Raw genomic sequence first — 16,951 nt, 5'->3', positions numbered from 1 at the left:
TGTTTGACCAAGCCGAGATGTTCTCGACTGCCTATCGTTTTGATCATTATTACTTGCCATCTCGGATTAGACCACCATCACGTGTCATTTTGAGCATTATCCCTTGTCATTCCCGCCATTCCCTTGTCATCCCCGCGTAGGCGGGGATGACACGTGATGGTGGTCAAAACGGGTAACAATTGATAGTGGTCAAAAATAATTACGAAGGCCGTCAAAAAACTATTTCAAATAGTCAACTTTAGTTGTTTTGGTATGCCAATACTTTTTTACCGATGTAGTCAGCAGCCCACTGGCCTGATTCGAGTGCACCTTCCATGAAGCCTGCATGCTCAAAGCTCCATTGCTCTCCAGCAAGAGCAAGATTGTGCACGCCTGGTGATTGCATAAATCTTCGCATATGCCACTGCCCAGGTAACAGCACTCCCGAAAATGCACCTTGGAAAAGTGGGTTGCTCGGCCAATGAATTGATGGTTCATAACCAAGATAAAATTTATGTATGTCTGGATAGAGCCTCTCGAGATGCTCGAGAACTTTTTTGGCGAATAGGTCGGCTGAGTCTTCCATGTTTTTTAGTGATTGCGGCTCACCCATGTAAATGGTCAAGTGAAAAAGCTTATTGCCTTTTTCATGAAAGCTGCTGTCCCAAATATCGTAGTTGTCACTCATTATTTCTGCTAAATCTGACGTATTTTTTCGCCACGGTGCCTGGGAAAATTTCATAATGAATTTTGTTACATTGCCGTAGCCAAGTTCGTTAATAACGCGAGAGATTTTTGGTGTGAGCAAAGTTTTATGGTCCATTTTAATATCGTTTTTTAGTACTGGATTTGGTAGTGCCACAATCACATAGTCGGCTTCGATGAGTTTGTGGTGAGTGTCGTTCTCAAAGAGCAATTTATAGGTATTGTTCTCTTGTTTAAAAGAAATCTCTAAAAGTTTATGACTAAAATTGATTGGATAGGTAAGTTCTTTCGCAAGCTTATCTGTAAGTAATGAATTTCCACCTTCAATTTTTTGTCCTTCATCACCCAAATTGCCATCCATGACAAAATATTTATTTTCTAGGTCAATACTAATGAGTTCATGCAGTAAAAGAGCGTTAAGCTTATTGATGCGTGCGCCATACTCGGTAAATTGAGTCGCGTCGGCAAGTCGCATAAAGAGTGGGGGAGCGTTCAGGTTTTTTAGATATTGCTCAATAGTGAGTTGATCGAGCTTATTTTCTTTTAACGATAACTGCTCAGGTTTTAAAAATTCTCTCTCTTTTGCGATCTGATCTATATCTGATTGAATTTGTTTCAGAGTTGGCAAAAAAGATTCAAATAAGTTATCGGGCGTTACGAGTTTATCGAACCAGTAAATACGATTTTCTCTGCCGCCTTGAGGGTTTTTGAGTTTTACCAAATTAAGTCCAAGTTCATGAGCAAGAGATTGAATTAACTGATGGTCGCTATCGATAAAAGAAGCACCCAGTTCAACTCTAAGAGGCTGTAAAAAAAATCAATTTGGCAATTCTGGTTCAATAAATGTCGCTGTGACGAAAGTATGACGTGAAAACCTTTTTGAAAGGAAATATCATGTCGTGCTTGTATGAGACCTGTTTGTCAGATTGTGCCTGGGAAGTGATTGAGCCACTTTTTCCTGCTAACGCCAAACGAGGCAGACGTCGTGTCTATAGCTTTCGGAGCATAGTTGATGCCATATTCTATGTTTTAAAGAACGGCTGTGTGTGGCGTTGTTTACCCAATGACTTTCCTCCTCACGGTATTGTCTATCACTATTTTCGCACCTGGTCTGTTTCTGGTTTGTGGGCGGTCTTAAACTGCATTCTCGTGGCAATAGTCAGAACCTGTGCTGGCAGAGATGCAAGCCCCTCACTTGTTTCCATCGACTCCCAATCACAGACAGCGGAACCAGGAGTAGATGAGCGTGGTTTGGATGGGGGAAAGAAGATTAATGGAAGAAAGCGCCACATCGTTGTTGATACGATGGGATTGATGCTCCTATGCATTTGTACCGCAGCAAATGTATCTGATAGGGTTGCCGGCGAGGAATTGGTTACTGAGCTCAATAAGCGCGAGAAGTTTCCCAGATTAGCGAAGATTCTTGGAGATAACGCATATAAGAATTTGTCTTCAGGCTTGAGAGTAGGCGTAAGCACAGAAACTGCGGAACGTTTAAAAGGGCAAAAGGGGTTTGTACCACAAATATTTCGTTGGGCCGTAGAACGAACTTTTGCTTGGCTGAATCGAAATAGGCGTCTGGTGCGTAACTATGAGAAGAATACAAAGCATCAGGAATCAATGAACTACATCGCTAATGCAAGATTATGTATCAGACGATTGGAAAATTGGCTTACCACCTGAGATTTGATTTTTTTTACAGCCTCTTAGCACGTTTTGGCGTTAGGAAAAGATCAGTGCTTCTGCCAAAGATATTTTTACTTGCCAATAATCTTTGGCAGCAAGGCCAACAACGGAACCTTTGAAAGCCAGCTAGTGCCTTAATCATTAATAGCAGCCGCCTGTTCATTTTTTTGCGGCAGAGTTTTATTAAGCGAAAGTTTAATGCCAAAAGCAAAGAACAAGGAAGCTAAGATTACGAGAGCAGCATAGCTATTTTTCTTATTAAAAAATTTAAAATATTTTTTATTTTTTTTTTCTTCTGAATCGTTGGTTAAAGAGGTTTCTTCTTGAACAATAATTTTATTTAACTCAGATAAGAATGCCTTTCCATCAACAAAGCGTTCATTGAGATTACGAGCAAGAGCACTGCCAAGCAAACTATCGAGTTCTTTTGGAGGGCCTCCTTTATCATCCCCTCGTTCACTAGGCATCAAATAACGACCAAGAGGTAAATCTCCAGTGAGCATTTCAAATAATATTACGCCGCAGGAATATAAATCTGAGCGATGATCCACTCTTTTTGCATCTACATGCTGTTCTGGTGCCATGTAATTTACAGTACCCATAGTAACTTTGCTTCGCGTAAGATTGGGGTGAGGATCAAAAGCAAGTCCCCCAATTCCTACCAAACCAAAATCCACCAGCACGACACGTGAAGGAAGCCGACTAAAATCGCTATCAGGATAGGCTAGCAATACATTTTCTGGCTTTAAATCTCTATGAATGATTCCGTGTTTATGAGCAGCTATCAATCCATTGAGGATTTGACCGGTAATTAAAAGAGCTTCTCGCCAAGGTATTGGACCGCGATTGATACGAGTCCTTAAGGTGATCCCATCAATGAATTCCATAGCAAAATAATGCACATCACCAATATGACCAGCATCGATAACCGTTACAACATTGGGATTTGAAAGAGACTTCAGTGCATAGGCCTCACGTTCAAAACGAGCTATCAAATCAGTTCGTTGCGATAACTCATAACTCAATACCTTGATTGCTACCAATCGCCCAGTTTTGATTTGGCGGGCCCTGTACACACTTCCCATCGCTCCACGGCCAACTTGATAGGAAATATCAAAACCAGGAATCGAAGGCATAGAGTTCATTTCTTTGATTTTTTCAATGCTGTTACGTCCTGCAAAAACTCCATGGTGGCTCGATTTTCCTAAAGTGCTGGAGGAGTACATTTTTGTCTGCGACTGCTCTCCAAATTTTTTTTCCAAAGCAGGATGAATGCCCAACTTGGTGGGCTGGGGATTTTTTTGCCGAACTTTGCAATTGCTGCATACGAAATTTCTATCACTCATCGTGTGAGATGCAACATATTGCTTATGGCAGCTATTACAAGTTAAAAGCACTCACATACTCCATAATATTACACAATAAAGTCATTATTTAATCTAACAAAATATACACCACTCACAAATCATTTTACTTGATTTGCTATTAATCATTTATATTTATTAACGATTTTGGAAACGAACTCGTCCTTGACGAGCTTGAGTTTGCGCAGGCGAAAATTCTAGTTGAAACTGATACCACTGCTCGCCATAAGCTTTCATTTTCATTTTTTTATCATTTTGTAAGGATAAGAGATTTTGTGCTAAATGTGGGTCTTTATCGCCCAAATAATTTTTTCCCTGGTTCAAGATACTAATAGCTTTTTGAATATCCCCATTTCGCCACACGCAATAAGCCCACAAACTCCATAATAGTCCTGCTTTTTTTACATGCTTGGTGGTATCTCTAAAAACCTCGTTTACTTTATCCATTTTTTTCTCGCGATAATATACCAAAGCGAGCATAGCCTTAGCCACCCAATGTCGCACAAAGGCACGTTCTAAAAAAGGTTTGGCTATTTGAAATTGACCTTTCATATAATAGATAGAACCGATTTGCCCATCGATGGTAGATTTTAGGAAAAACTGCCAATGACCATAGCGAGATTGAATGTTCTTGAGTGTAATAATCGCCTTATCGCTTTGCCCCTTCATCAAATCTGCTTGCAAACCCTTCATTGCATGTTCAAGTTTTTTTCCTAAACTGCGTGAGATAAGGAAAAATACGGCAATCAGTGCTATGAGGCTTGGCACTACAGCGCCAATAACTCCAAAGAAAAAATTGATTAGCCCAAACACAACCGCTGCTACGGCAAAAGATATAAGAGTCGTAAACATAGATCTCACCCAACGCTTAAAAACAGTTTTTTAAAGAAAGCCAAGGTGCTAATTTTTATCTACCACCATGCCCAAACACTAATTTACTACCTTTCTCTTTTAGGTCTGGCCACTCCCGACAGCCATCTTTCCCGACAATTGCTTCAAAAAGCTCACGCTTTTAAGCTCTTTAATGCCCAACACTCTAAGACGGCTGTGAAAAATACGCCCTAAACTCATAAGGTCATCAAAATTTTCGGATACGGCATTTTCTGGAATGCCTCCAAGTAGGGTTTTGGCAAGTTTAAGTGAAGAGTTTGTTATCGGAAAAGATTGCCCAACTGGCTCTTTTATCAAACGGCACGCTATAGGATCATAAAAAATATTTCCGTTATAGCCACTTTCTATTTCGTCAAAATCAGGCAAATAGCCACAAAACTCAAGCATATTGAGTTCAAACGCTCTTAAAATAAATGAGTGGGCCCCCATGCTGCTAAGCAAATAAACAGCTTTTTCAGCCAACAAATAAATTGGCTCACACTCTTCTTCTTCGGGCACCATCACTTCAATTAACTCAGCAATATAAGAAGCATAAGCAAAAGCTCTGAGCGATAAAGCATAACTCCCAGGCTCAATATCAAAAGATATCAAACGCGGCATTTTATTATCGCTCATCTCCACATAAGCCACTTTTGCCAAACTCGGTGCCTGCAGAGTACTAGCTCCTTTTCTAGCGGCTAAGCCATTTTTAAAAAAAGCCACCCTGCGTCCTTTATCGCGCAATAACAACCGTACGATGCAATCTTTTTCACCATAACGAACACTTGAAGTAACAAAAGCATCACCATGCACAGCTGGACGAGCAAATACTGAACGCGAACGTGTCATAACTTAACTATTGATCCACTTTTCAATATGATCGATCGCTTGGTTGATGTCATTCATAGAAGAAGCAATGCTCATTCGTAAAGATCCTGGACCTCCAAAAGGAGTACCTGGAACCATAGCGACGTGTGCTTCTTCAAGAAGTTTTACGCCAAGTTCAATATCATCTTTTAATTTTTTCTGTTTAATAACTTGTGAGTAATCAGCCCAAATGTAAAATGCACCCTGAGGTTTAAATACTTTTATCTGCGGCATAGTCTTAAAGCGCTCTAAACACACGTCTCGCCGTTCTAGATAAGCGTCGTTCATAGACTTTATGGCATTTCTCACATGTTCATCTTCCCGCAGAGCATAGGCAGCTGCATCTTGAATAAACTCAGGTAAGCACGTAGTTTGCTGTCCTTGCAACTTATTCATTGCCGAAATAATTTCTTTGCAAGCTCCCACAAAACCAACTCGCCAGCCAGTCATGGCATAGCCTTTTGACGCTCCGCTAATAAGAATAGTGCGCTTATACATGTCGTTATTGATGGCAGCTGGAGAATAATGTTTATGACCATCAAATAAAAGTTTTTCATATATTTCATCTGAAATAAGCCAAATACTGCTATCTTTTAACACATCAGCTAATTGTGTGAGCTGCTCAAGAGAAATCACTCCTCCGCTTGGGTTATTGGGAGAATTTAAAATTATAGCCTTTGTCTTGCTGGTTATCGCTGCTTTAAGCTCCTGTGCACTCGGCATAAAATTATTTTGAGCTTGGCAATTTACTACTACAGGAACAGCTCTAGCAAGCTTTACTTGTTCGAAATAAGAAACCCAGTAAGGCGCAAACACAATGACTTCATCGCCTTCATTGGCCACTGCATCAAGCGCCATCATGATAGCTGACTTGGCGCCCACAGTGCACATAAGCTGGTCTTCATCATAATCAACGCCTTGATCACGCTTAAATTTTTCTTGCATAGCGCTGATAATATTTTTAGTACCGCGAACGGGTGTGTAGTGTACTTTACCAGCATCAATTGATTGCTTAGCAACCGCACTTATAACCGATGGAGTATTAAAATTAGGCTCCCCCGCGCTCAATACCTTAACTTCAACTCCAGCATCTTTAAGCTTTTGGGCAGCTTGCGCCATTCCCAACGTTGCCGATACTTTCATATTTATTATTCGCTCACTGATGCTTAGTTTCGTCATTATCTGCCTCATATATTTTGATGGAGTTTTCTTTTTTCTTGCAAAGCCTTCGCTACAGGAGATGGAACCATTTTTTCAACATCTCCTCCAAGCATAGCCACTTCTTTTACCAAGCGCGATGACAAAAAATATGTCTCGCTGCTGGTCATAAAAAATACTGAATCAACCTGAGAGTTTACATGCCGATTCATAGCCGCCAATTGAAATTCATACTCAAAATCACTTGCGGCTCGCAATCCTCTCACAATAAAGCCGATCTTTTCGTCCTTAGCAAAATCTACCAACAAGCCATCAAAAGTTTTTACTTCGATGCGCTCACTATCAAGACTTTGCCTAATCAGATCTTGACGTTCTTCTATAGTAAACAGTGATGATTTTTCTTGATTTTGCGTAATCGCAATAAGAACGTGATCGAATACAGATAAAGCTCTTTTTACAATATCGATATGTCCATTGGTGATCGGATCAAAACTACCTGGATAAATTGCTTTCTTCATGTGGCATGTGTGATGGCTTGAGAGAATTATGTCAATCCTTCCTTAGAGGCTGTTTTGCAAATAATTTAGCTTAGGTGCTTGTTTTGGTAAGCCTTCAAAAAGTTAGGGGGATGGCTATTGCAGCTTAATAGCTTTGCATTCCATTTTAGCCTCCTAGTTATCTCCAAAATTAGCTCCATTACAGCTAATTTTTATACTAATGAGTGACCCTTTAAAAACTTTGATGTCGAGCTGTATCAATCTGCCCCGTCAACGAAAAATCATTTGTTAAATACTTTCAAAACAGCCTCTTAGCAAAACTGGAACTTTTTTATGTTGAGATTGAGATTGAAAATATCAATCTCAAAAGCAATACCCGAACCTTTAATATGAGTATAAGAAACCTTAAACTCGATAACTTGATCAAACAACTTCACAGGCGATTAATGAAAACTCACGTAGATAAATTTTTTATCGATTCCAAGTTGCCTGACATGTCATGGTTTTTTCTTCCATTGTGCCCCCTTGTCTGTCAGTGGAGATAACGGTCATTTTCCCTGTGGATTCTCTGGGTTGAAAACAGGATGAAGGCAGAACTAATGGCATTCCAAAACGGTCTCGAGGATGAAATCCTTCACAAAATGTGAACTCTTTTTCGAAGCTAAAGCTTGTATTAAGGCCTTCTAAATCAACTAACACTGAAAGTGCAAAATACTCATTGGAAAGATTCTTCATTTCGCTATAGGAAAATTTTAGTTCATTTCCTATTGGGTCAAAATAGGTGAGAGTTGAGTGAACAATTTCATTGTTATCCCAATGCAACTGAATAAGCTCTCCTTCACGCGTGGTGCACTCGTAATCAAGTGTGCCTGAAAAGGCGAAAGTGCAAAATATTGATGAAAACATAAGAACGTATCTAAGCATAAAGCTCTCCTTAACTATGTAAAACTCTAGCAATAAATTTTGATATCAAACTGTTAATTTGTTTGGTCTGTTTTTTTGTTTGACTATGGATTTTTTTTGATAGTAAACAGACTCAAAAAGAGCTTTTCTAAAGTATGAATATTTTTCTAAATAAATATGCGTAATCTTTTCATGTGCAGCAGTTTTTTAAGCTTATTCTTCAGGTGTAACATTAAGCCCACTTAATTCAGTTAAATTCAATTAGAGGCTGTAAAAAAAATCAAATCTCAGGTGGTAAGCCAATTTTCCAATCGTCTGATACATAATCTTGCATTAGCGATGTAGTTCATTGATTCCTGATGCTTTGTATTCTTCTCATAGTTACGCACCAGACGCCTATTTCGATTCAGCCAAGCAAAAGTTCGTTCTACGGCCCAACGAAATATTTGTGGTACAAACCCCTTTTGCCCTTTTAAACGTTCCGCAGTTTCTGTGCTTACGCCTACTCTCAAGTCTGAAGACAAATTCTTATATGCGTTATCTCCAAGAATCTTCGCTAATCTGGGAAACTTCTCGCGCTTATTGAGCTCAGTAACCAATTCCTCGCCGGCAACCCTATCAGATACATTTGCTGCGGTACAAATGCATAGGAGCATCAATCCCATCGTATCAACAACGATGTGGCGCTTTCTTCCATTAATCTTCTTTCCCCCATCCAAACCACGCTCATCTACTCCTGGTTCCGCTGTCTGTGATTGGGAGTCGATGGAAACAAGTGAGGGGCTTGCATCTCTGCCAGCACAGGTTCTGACTATTGCCACGAGAATGCAGTTTAAGACCGCCCACAAACCAGAAACAGACCAGGTGCGAAAATAGTGATAGACAATACCGTGAGGAGGAAAGTCATTGGGTAAACAACGCCACACACAGCCGTTCTTTAAAACATAGAATATGGCATCAACTATGCTCCGAAAGCTATAGACACGACGTCTGCCTCGTTTGGCGTTAGCAGGAAAAAGTGGCTCAATCACTTCCCAGGCACAATCTGACAAACAGGTTTCATACAAGCACGACATGATATTTCCTTTCAAAAAGGTTTTCACGTCATACTTTCGTCACAGCGACATTTATTGAACCAGAATTGCCAAATTGATTTTTTTTACAGTCTCTAACGCTTAGCTTGAGCTTACTCTGGTTTTTTATATTTGATTCTTTTAAATTTATTTTTCTGCATAAATTTGTGCGACAATTTTTTCTAATACACTAGAAAAGCGCATTGCGACTTTAGCATTATTTTCCATAACTTCTTCATGCGTGATTGTGTTTGTGCTTAGACCAGCAGCTTTGTTGGTCAGGCAAGAAATTCCTAAAACTTTTATGCCCATGTGGCGAGCAACAATTGTCTCTAAAACTGTACTCATACCAACAGCATCAGCTCCCATGCTTTTAAACATGCGGATCTCAGCCGGGGTTTCATAAGAAGGGCCGGTAACTGAAATGTAGACACCCTGGTGCATAGTAATTTTTTCTTGTTCAGCAGCTTTAAGAGCATATTCAATAAATCGCGGTTCATAGGCATGACTCATATCAACAAAGCGAGGGCCAAGTTCAGGATTATTGGGCCCAATCAAGGGATTAATACCGCTAAGATTGATATGATCTTTTATAGCCATTAACTGACCAGGCTCGTAGTTATCACCTATCGCTCCAGCAGCATTAGTGAGGATTAAATTTTTTATACCTAAAAGACTAAGAACACGGATAGGATTGGTGATCGTCTTTGCATTATAGCCTTCATAAAAATGAAGACGTCCGCTCATAGCAATTATTGGATGAGAATTGGTAAGCTTTCCCACAATCAGTTCACCACTATGCCCCTCAACAGTCGATGATGAAAAATGAGGAATATTTTTAAATGGAATTACTTTTGCGTAAGAGCTATTTTTTAAATTATCCGCAAAGTGAGAGAGTCCAGAACCAAGAACAACAGCAGTGTGAGGAGATAAATCTTTAATCGCTGTATTGGATACGATAAAATCACGGGCTTCTTTGAAGGCATTGATATCGATCTGCATAATGAATCTCCTTGTAAAATTTTTTGTTGAGACTATGTAAGCAGCCATGCAATGGCTGTAAAAGTTCAAGCATGAGAAATAAAAATTTTTATTTGCCAGAAATTTAGTTAGTTGACAGGCGTTCTTGACATAAAAGCGGCGCTGTCACCGATTGGGGCACAATACTTATAGCGCTTTCAAGCCGAAGTGTTGCCTCTTCAATTCCTTTTTGATCTGCATGCAGAGTGCAGAGAACTTGATCTTTGTCCACGTGATCGCCAATCTTTACATGCATTTCGATTCCGACGCTGGGATTAATTTCATCGGTCAGTTTGGTACGTCCACCGCCAAGCAGTCCAGCAGCAAGACCAACAAAACGGCTATCAATTTCGCAAATATAGCCAGCATTTTTGGACTTGATAACAATTTTTTGTTGAGCGGGACGAAAGTTTTTAGGTTCAATAATGTATTTTGTATCACCACCCTGAGCTTTCACCATCTCAATAAATTTATCGAGCGCACGTCCAGATGAAAGAGATTGTTCAACGAGCTTGCGGCCCTCTTCGAGTGAGGAAGCTTTTTTGGCCAAGAGCAACATTTCTGCTCCGAGCTCAACAGTGAGTTCTTGGCTGTCCTTGGGGCCGCGTCCGTGCAAGATATCTATGCTTTCAATAATCTCTAAAGAGTTTCCAATCATAACTCCCAAAGGTTGATCCATGTTGGTGAGGCATGCCGTAACTTTTTTGCCCATGTGCGCGCCGAGGGCTACCATGGTGGATGCTAGAGTGCGGGATTGCTCAATATCCTTCATAAAAGCACCAGAACCAAATTTTACATCCAAAACCAAACCATCGATGCCTTCGGCCAATTTTTTAGACATGATAGAAGAAGCAATCAGCGGGATTGATTCGACGGTGCCGGTTACATCTCGCAATGCGTAGATCATTTTATCCGCGGGGGCGATATCTTTGGTTTGCCCCATGATGACGCACCCTATTTCTTGCACTTGAGCCTGATATTGTTTACTGCTCAAATTGCAACGGAAGCCTGGGATACTTTCGAGTTTATCAAGTGTCCCTCCCGTGTGTCCGAGGCCGCGCCCTGCGATCATGGGAACTTTTACACCGCATGCAGCAATTGCAGGAGCAAGAGGAATGCTGATTTTATCCCCAACACCACCGGTAGAGTGCTTGTCAATCAGAGCCTGACCTTCTGAAAGGTGAGAAATAACTTCACCAGAATAGAGCATGGCATCGGTGAGATATGAAATCTCTTCTTCATTCATGCCATTGATGCAAACAGCCATCAAAAAAGCTGACATTTGGTAATTGGGGATGTCTCCCTTGACATAGTGCTCGATCAAAAAATTAATTTCTTTTTTTAAAAGTGGGCGCAGATCACGTTTTTTTTGTATTATCTCGATAACTTGCACAATGAAACCTCATAAAAATTAACAGCCTTGTAGAATTTCTTGCGAACGGGATGCACCAATCCTTGTTGCTCCAGCTTTGATCATAGCGAGTGCAGATGAAAAATCTTTAATACCGCCGGAAGCTTTAATGCCAATATGATCAGGTAAAAGGTGTCGCATTAGGGCAATGTCTTGCGCTTGAGCACCAGCTTTATGAAAACCTGTCGATGTTTTAATGAACTGAGCCTTTGATAGAGCGACAATCGTGATTGCAGAAGCAAGTTGCGCTTTGTCGAGCGCGCTTGTTTCAACTATTACTTTAACGGGGATAGGTCCTGCTGCATGCACAACAGCTGTAACGTCTTCGAGAGCTTTGTCGTAGTTTTTTGCAATCAGTGCCTCATAGTCAAGCACCATGTCAATTTCATCGGCACCCAAGCTAACAGCCACACGGGCTTCTTGAGCTTTTTCTTCACAGCTTTTTTGTCCAAAAGGGAAGTCAATGACCGTGATGATCTTGATCGATGATTGAGCCAAGTATTCTTTGGCTATCGGCACCCAGGCGAGCGGGATGCACACGCCAAAAACTTTAAGCCTCAATGCTTCATTAAGGTGTGTCAGGATGCGTTCTTCATTGAGGTCACCAGCAAGAAGGGTATGTTCGATCATAGAAGCAAGTTTTTTCGAAGTAATTTGAGAAGAGGAATTTAAATTAGCCATGTAACACTGAACTTTTTTATAAAGTGATTGCCTAAAGAACGTCCGAATGATTTTAAATTTTATCGAGAGGGTCAATACCGGAGGGTGATCTTCGCTTAAGAGGCTGTAAAAAAAATCAAATCTCAGGTGGTAAGCCAATTTTCCAATCGTCTGATACATAATCTTGCATTAGCGATGTAGTTCATTGATTCCTGATGCTTTGTATTCTTCTCATAGTTACGCACCAGACGCCTATTTCGATTCAGCCAAGCAAAAGTTCGTTCTACGGCCCAACGAAATATTTGTGGTACAAACCCCTTTTGCCCTTTTAAACGTTCCGCAGTTTCTGTGCTTACGCCTACTCTCAAGCCTGAAGACAAATTCTTATATGCGTTATCTCCAAGAATCTTCGCTAATCTGGGAAACTTCTCGCGCTTATTGAGCTCAGTAACCAATTCCTCGCCGGCAACCCTATCAGATACATTTGCTGCGGTACAAATGCATAGGAGCATCAATCCCATCGTATCAACAACGATGTGGCGCTTTCTTCCATTAATCTTCTTTCCCCCATCCAAACCACGCTCATCTACTCCTGGTTCCGCTGTCTGTGATTGGGAGTCGATGGAAACAAGTGAGGGGCTTGCATCTCTGCCAGCACAGGTTCTGACTATTGCCACGAGAATGCAGTTTAAGACCGCCCACAAACCAGAAACAGACCAGGTGCGAAAATAGTGATAGACAATACCGTGAGGAGGAAAGTCATTGGGTAAACAACGCCACACACAGCCGTTCTTTAAAACATAGAATATGGCATCAACTATGCTCCGAAAGCTATAGACACGACGTCTGCCTCGTTTGGCGTTAGCAGGAAAAAGTGGCTCAATCACTTCCCAGGCACAATCTGACAAACAGGTCTCATACAAGCACGACATGATATTTCCTTTCAAAAAGGTTTTCACGTCATACTTTCGTCACAGCGACATTTATTGAACCAGAATTGCCAAATTGATTTTTTTTACAGCCTCTAAGAGACTGTTGTAAATATTTTTAAAGCAGACTCAAATATTTATGCTAAGCGCTATTAATAAAATTATTTTTTGTTTCTCAGCTCTGCCAAGCTTATCCAAAGTTTTGTGGGTAATTTTATTAATCTGCAAAAGGAATTAAATTAAAATGTAATTTTTAAGGATGATGAGAGATGAATTTTATTTATATAGGAAGAGGTTATTGCTCAGCACTTTATTTAAGTTTTGGTAGGAATCATCATGTCTAAAAAAAATTTTTCTAAAGAAATTTTTGCTTACGGTATCCCCATGGAGCATCAGCCAATTAGTTTTTTAAAATTGCTTGGGCCGCATAAATTAAAAATGTTTTTTGGGCTGTTAGCGCTTGTTATTACCAATCTTCTAGCAGTGAGTCTGCCGTCGCTCATCAATAGTGGCATTGAATTGCTTAAAAATAGCGGAGAAAGAAGAGTAACAATTTTATTTTCCAAGTGGATATTTCACGATGTTCTTAGTGTTATCGCTTGTATAATAATTTTGGCGCTCTTTGGAGCAGTTGTCAGAACCTTAAGTCGTATCCTTATTTTTGATGTTGGTCGCATGGTAGAGCGAGACCTTCGTGAAGAAATTATCAAGCATGTTAGCGGGCTTGACGATAATTTTTTTTCTCACTTTTTGGTTGGCGATATACTCAATCATCTTACCAGTGACGTTAATAATATTAGAATGATGGCAGGCTTTGTGCTGCTCAGCATTTTTAACATGCTCATAGTTTTTATTTTTAGTGTGCCACTTTTATTCAAAATTGATATGATTTTGGCCCTGTGTGCCTTATTGCCTTTTCCTCTGGTAATGTTTGCTACCAGACGACTGACCAGACGAGTATTTGAGGCAACCAAAAATTATCAAGCATGTCTTGGTGCGGTAGTAAATCGTGTGCAAGAAAATTTGAGCGGAGCGCATCTTATACGTCTTTTCCATCAACAAGATGCTGAAGCACAGCGTTTTTATACAACAAATAACGATGCCTACGAGGCTGGGGTTAGACTTGCTAAGCTGAGAAATTTAATGTTGCCAACTATGCGATTGATGATCGGTTTTGCTATTGCTCTGGTATTGTTTGTCGGTGGAAATATGATTTTTATGGGACATCTTGGCGTAGGTGATTTGGTAGAAGTTAATGCGCGAATATTACAGCTTACCTGGCCTGCTATGTCTTTAGGTTTTGTTATTTCTATCATGAGCCGAGGCAAAGCCAGTATTGTGCGAATCAACGAAATTCTTAAATCTCGACCCATCATTATTGACGGTTCTGATGAGATAAGTGCCATACATCAAATTCATGTCTCCAACTTAAAATTGAACAAGGAAAATAAAATACCACTCAACTTTAAGCTTCATGCAGGTGAGATGCTAGGTGTTGTTGGGCCGAGTGGCTCTTATAAAACAAGTTTACTTAAAATGCTTTATCGAAGAGTAGTGGTCGATCCTGGGAAAATATTTTATAACCAGCACGACATAATAAATTTGCAGTTAAATTCGATTAGCAAAAATATTTGTGTGGTGGCTCAGGAGCCTTTTTTATTTCATCGAAGCATTAGAGATAATATAAATTTTTTTGCTCCACATGCTTCCGAAGAAGATTTGGTTAAAGTTATTGCGCAGGTCAGTCTTGATAAAGATATAAAAAATTTTAGCCAAGGTTTGGATACCGTCATTGGGGAGCGTGGCGTGACTTTATCTGGGGGCCAGCGACAGCGGGTAGCATTAGCGAGGGCTCTTCTTGCCAATAAATCGCTGTTAATTCTTGACGATGCTCTCTCAGCTGTCGATGCGCAGACAGAAGAGCATATTCTCTCGAGTATAAAAGAAACATTAAAAGATAGAGTGGTGATTGTGGCAACCCATCGTTTGAGTGCAATAAAAGATGCTCAACAAATTTTGGTTTTAGATGCAGGGGATGTGGTGGCTCGGGGAAATCACCAACAATTATTGGAATCAAATATTTTATATCAAGAACTATGGGGAGAAAGGTATGCATGATTTTGATCTGATAAAGAGATTGATTGCCGACCTTAGGCCTTATAAATATTTCCTTACTTTGGGTTTGATTCTCTATGTTCCATTGACGCTTTTAAATGTTTTGCAGCCGGTCATCATAGGTTGGGCTGTGAGCTATGGCATGCTCAATGGTTCATTTGAAAAAATTATTTCTTTTGCATTGCTTTTCTTGCTGGTAGTGGGACTTTTAGCAATTGTTGAGTGGGGACAGGGGTACTTCCTTCAAGTGGTCGGCCAAAGCTTAATTAAGGACTTGCGCCAAAAAGCCTTTAAGAAAGTTCAGCATTTGCAAATGGGCTTTCTAGATAATACTCCGGTGGGAAAAATAATTACCAGGCTTACCAACGATGCCGAGTCTGCTGCAGAATTATTTTCTATGGGTGCCATTCAAATTGTAGGAGATTTGCTATTTTTGGCTGGTACCTTTGTTATGTTGTTTTTTGTTGATTTACATCTGTCATTTTATTCGATGATGATTCTGCCGATTTTATTTTTAGGAATCTACTTTTTTCGCAACTGGACCAAGCGTGCCTTTATATCAGTGCGAGGAGTATTGTCGAATTTAAATGCTTATTTGCAAGAGTACTTATCGGGAATAGCTACAGTGCAGGGGGCGGGTAGACTTCAAGACAGCGCTCATGAATTTAAAAAATTCAATCAAGAGTATTTGGTGGCCAATCGTCAGGCAATTTTATTGGAGTCGGCTATTTATTCTTTTGTAGATGCTTTGAGTTATTGTGCAAGTGCCGCAGTTTTGTGGGGAGCCTTTAATCTCAAGCAAGATAGTGTTCTTGCCATCGGTGTGGTGGTAGCTTTTCTAGAAGCGCTTTCTCGCTTTTTTCAGCCAATTAGAGAGTTGTCTAATCGTTTTGCTGTGTTTCAGAGCGCAATGGTATCGCTTGATCGTATTTACCAATTGTTGGAGTGGCCTGAAGAGGATGATGAGGCCCAAGAACACAAAGCCCACTTTAACTCGGAGATTGAATTTTCTCAGATAAGTTTTGCCTATCAAAATGGTAAAAGAGTTTTGCATAATGTTAATTTAAAAATAAAAAAAGGTGAGCACATTGCTTTGGTTGGGCGCACTGGCGCAGGAAAATCCACCATCATAAAATTATTGAATCGCTTTTATCAGCTGAGTGAAGGTAAAATTTTTATCGATGGCAAAGATTTAAATCACATGTCTTTGAGAGACGTGCGCACACTTATTTCAGTGGTGCCCCAAGAAGTCTTTTTGTTTCAAGGCACCATTAAAGATAATCTCAGCTTTGCCAAAAAAAATGTGAGCGATGAAGAAATATGGCAAGCACTGCATACCGTGCAGCTTGAAGCATTAATTCAAAAACGAGGAGGGCTTTTGGCTGCAGTAGAAGTTCGGGGACTTAACTTTTCAGTAGGTGAGCGTCAACTCTTGGCGTTTGCTCGGGCGCTTATTGCTAATCCGCCCATTATAGTGCTGGATGAGGCGACTGCCAGTATCGATGCGCGTACCGAGTGGCGATTGCAAAAGGCAACCAAAAAACTTCTAGAGGATCGCACAGCGCTGATCATAGCTCATCGTTTGGCTACGGTTATGGATTGTGATCGAATAGTAGTTTTCGATAAAGGACAGATAGCAGAGCAGGGCACTCATCAGCAACTGATAGCCAAAGACGGCATTTACGCCCATTCTCTTCGTTTGCAAAAGTAAAAT

15 protein-coding genes are annotated in these 16,951 nt (G+C 40.3%); 3 read left to right on the top strand and 12 right to left on the bottom strand.

Annotation, left to right across the window (positions count from 1 at the left end):
* Positions 1 to 238 precede the first annotated feature (238 nt).
* Positions 239 to 1,474 carry an FAD-dependent oxidoreductase gene (locus H6731_01885; GenBank protein ID USN51914.1) on the bottom strand — a complete coding sequence of 412 codons (1,236 nt, stop codon included), beginning with the start codon at positions 1,472 to 1,474 and terminating at the stop codon, positions 239 to 241.
* A 77-nt stretch (positions 1,475 to 1,551) separates the two neighbouring features.
* Here H6731_01885 and H6731_01880 point away from each other — a divergent pair, with 77 nt between their 5' ends.
* A complete protein-coding gene (locus tag H6731_01880; GenBank protein USN51183.1) occupies positions 1,552 to 2,367 on the top strand; it encodes an IS5 family transposase in 816 nt (271 codons plus the stop codon).
* A 137-nt stretch (positions 2,368 to 2,504) separates the two neighbouring features.
* Here the strand turns inward: H6731_01880 and H6731_01875 are convergent, their stop codons facing one another.
* The 11 genes from H6731_01875 to H6731_01825 form a co-directional block, all read right to left on the bottom strand.
* Complete coding sequence (locus tag H6731_01875; GenBank protein ID USN51182.1) at positions 2,505 to 3,767, bottom strand: serine/threonine protein kinase; 1,263 nt, start codon at positions 3,765 to 3,767, stop codon at positions 2,505 to 2,507.
* Positions 3,768 to 3,872: 105 nt separating this feature from the next.
* Positions 3,873 to 4,586, bottom strand: coding sequence for a hypothetical protein (locus H6731_01870; GenBank protein ID USN51181.1), 714 nt, complete (start codon positions 4,584 to 4,586; stop codon positions 3,873 to 3,875).
* 99 nt (positions 4,587 to 4,685) lie between these two features.
* Positions 4,686 to 5,453 carry a DNA repair protein RecO gene (recO, locus tag H6731_01865; protein USN51180.1) on the bottom strand — a complete coding sequence of 256 codons (768 nt, stop codon included), beginning with the start codon at positions 5,451 to 5,453 and terminating at the stop codon, positions 4,686 to 4,688.
* A 3-nt stretch (positions 5,454 to 5,456) separates the two neighbouring features.
* Positions 5,457 to 6,650: a pyridoxal phosphate-dependent aminotransferase gene (locus H6731_01860; protein ID USN51179.1), complete on the bottom strand. Its 1,194-nt coding sequence runs from the start codon at positions 6,648 to 6,650 to the stop codon at positions 5,457 to 5,459.
* A gap of 8 nt (positions 6,651 to 6,658) precedes the next feature.
* Positions 6,659 to 7,147: a pantetheine-phosphate adenylyltransferase gene (gene coaD / locus H6731_01855; GenBank protein USN51178.1), complete on the bottom strand. Its 489-nt coding sequence runs from the start codon at positions 7,145 to 7,147 to the stop codon at positions 6,659 to 6,661.
* A gap of 450 nt (positions 7,148 to 7,597) precedes the next feature.
* Positions 7,598 to 8,050: a hypothetical protein gene (locus H6731_01850; GenBank protein USN51177.1), complete on the bottom strand. Its 453-nt coding sequence runs from the start codon at positions 8,048 to 8,050 to the stop codon at positions 7,598 to 7,600.
* A gap of 266 nt (positions 8,051 to 8,316) precedes the next feature.
* Positions 8,317 to 9,132, bottom strand: coding sequence for an IS5 family transposase (locus H6731_01845; protein USN51176.1), 816 nt, complete (start codon positions 9,130 to 9,132; stop codon positions 8,317 to 8,319).
* A 117-nt stretch (positions 9,133 to 9,249) separates the two neighbouring features.
* The gene (locus tag H6731_01840) at positions 9,250 to 10,098 is read right to left on the bottom strand and encodes a purine-nucleoside phosphorylase (protein ID USN51913.1); all 849 of its coding nucleotides are present in this window, start codon (positions 10,096 to 10,098) and stop codon (positions 9,250 to 9,252) included.
* Positions 10,099 to 10,207: 109 nt separating this feature from the next.
* The gene (locus tag H6731_01835) at positions 10,208 to 11,515 is read right to left on the bottom strand and encodes a thymidine phosphorylase (protein USN51175.1); all 1,308 of its coding nucleotides are present in this window, start codon (positions 11,513 to 11,515) and stop codon (positions 10,208 to 10,210) included.
* A gap of 18 nt (positions 11,516 to 11,533) precedes the next feature.
* Positions 11,534 to 12,214 (bottom strand): deoxyribose-phosphate aldolase, encoded by a 681-nt coding sequence (gene deoC / locus H6731_01830; GenBank protein USN51174.1) that lies wholly within the window; start codon positions 12,212 to 12,214, stop codon positions 11,534 to 11,536.
* Between the two features lie 122 nt (positions 12,215 to 12,336).
* A complete protein-coding gene (locus tag H6731_01825; GenBank protein USN51173.1) occupies positions 12,337 to 13,152 on the bottom strand; it encodes an IS5 family transposase in 816 nt (271 codons plus the stop codon).
* 306 nt (positions 13,153 to 13,458) lie between these two features.
* Here H6731_01825 and H6731_01820 point away from each other — a divergent pair, with 306 nt between their 5' ends.
* Both H6731_01820 and H6731_01815 read left to right on the top strand, forming a co-directional pair.
* Complete coding sequence (locus H6731_01820; protein ID USN51172.1) at positions 13,459 to 15,240, top strand: ABC transporter ATP-binding protein; 1,782 nt, start codon at positions 13,459 to 13,461, stop codon at positions 15,238 to 15,240.
* The gene (locus tag H6731_01815) at positions 15,233 to 16,948 is read left to right on the top strand and encodes an ABC transporter ATP-binding protein (GenBank protein ID USN51171.1); all 1,716 of its coding nucleotides are present in this window, start codon (positions 15,233 to 15,235) and stop codon (positions 16,946 to 16,948) included. Before H6731_01820 ends, H6731_01815 begins: the two co-directional genes overlap by 8 nt.
* Positions 16,949 to 16,951: the final 3 nt, after the last annotated feature.

The sequence above is a fragment of the Myxococcales bacterium genome, assembly GCA_023898405.1.
GTDB lineage: Bacteria > Myxococcota > UBA727 > UBA727 > JABDBI01.
The sequence above is the reverse complement of the archived record's forward strand: the minus strand, read 5'-3'. Positions and strand labels throughout refer to the sequence as shown.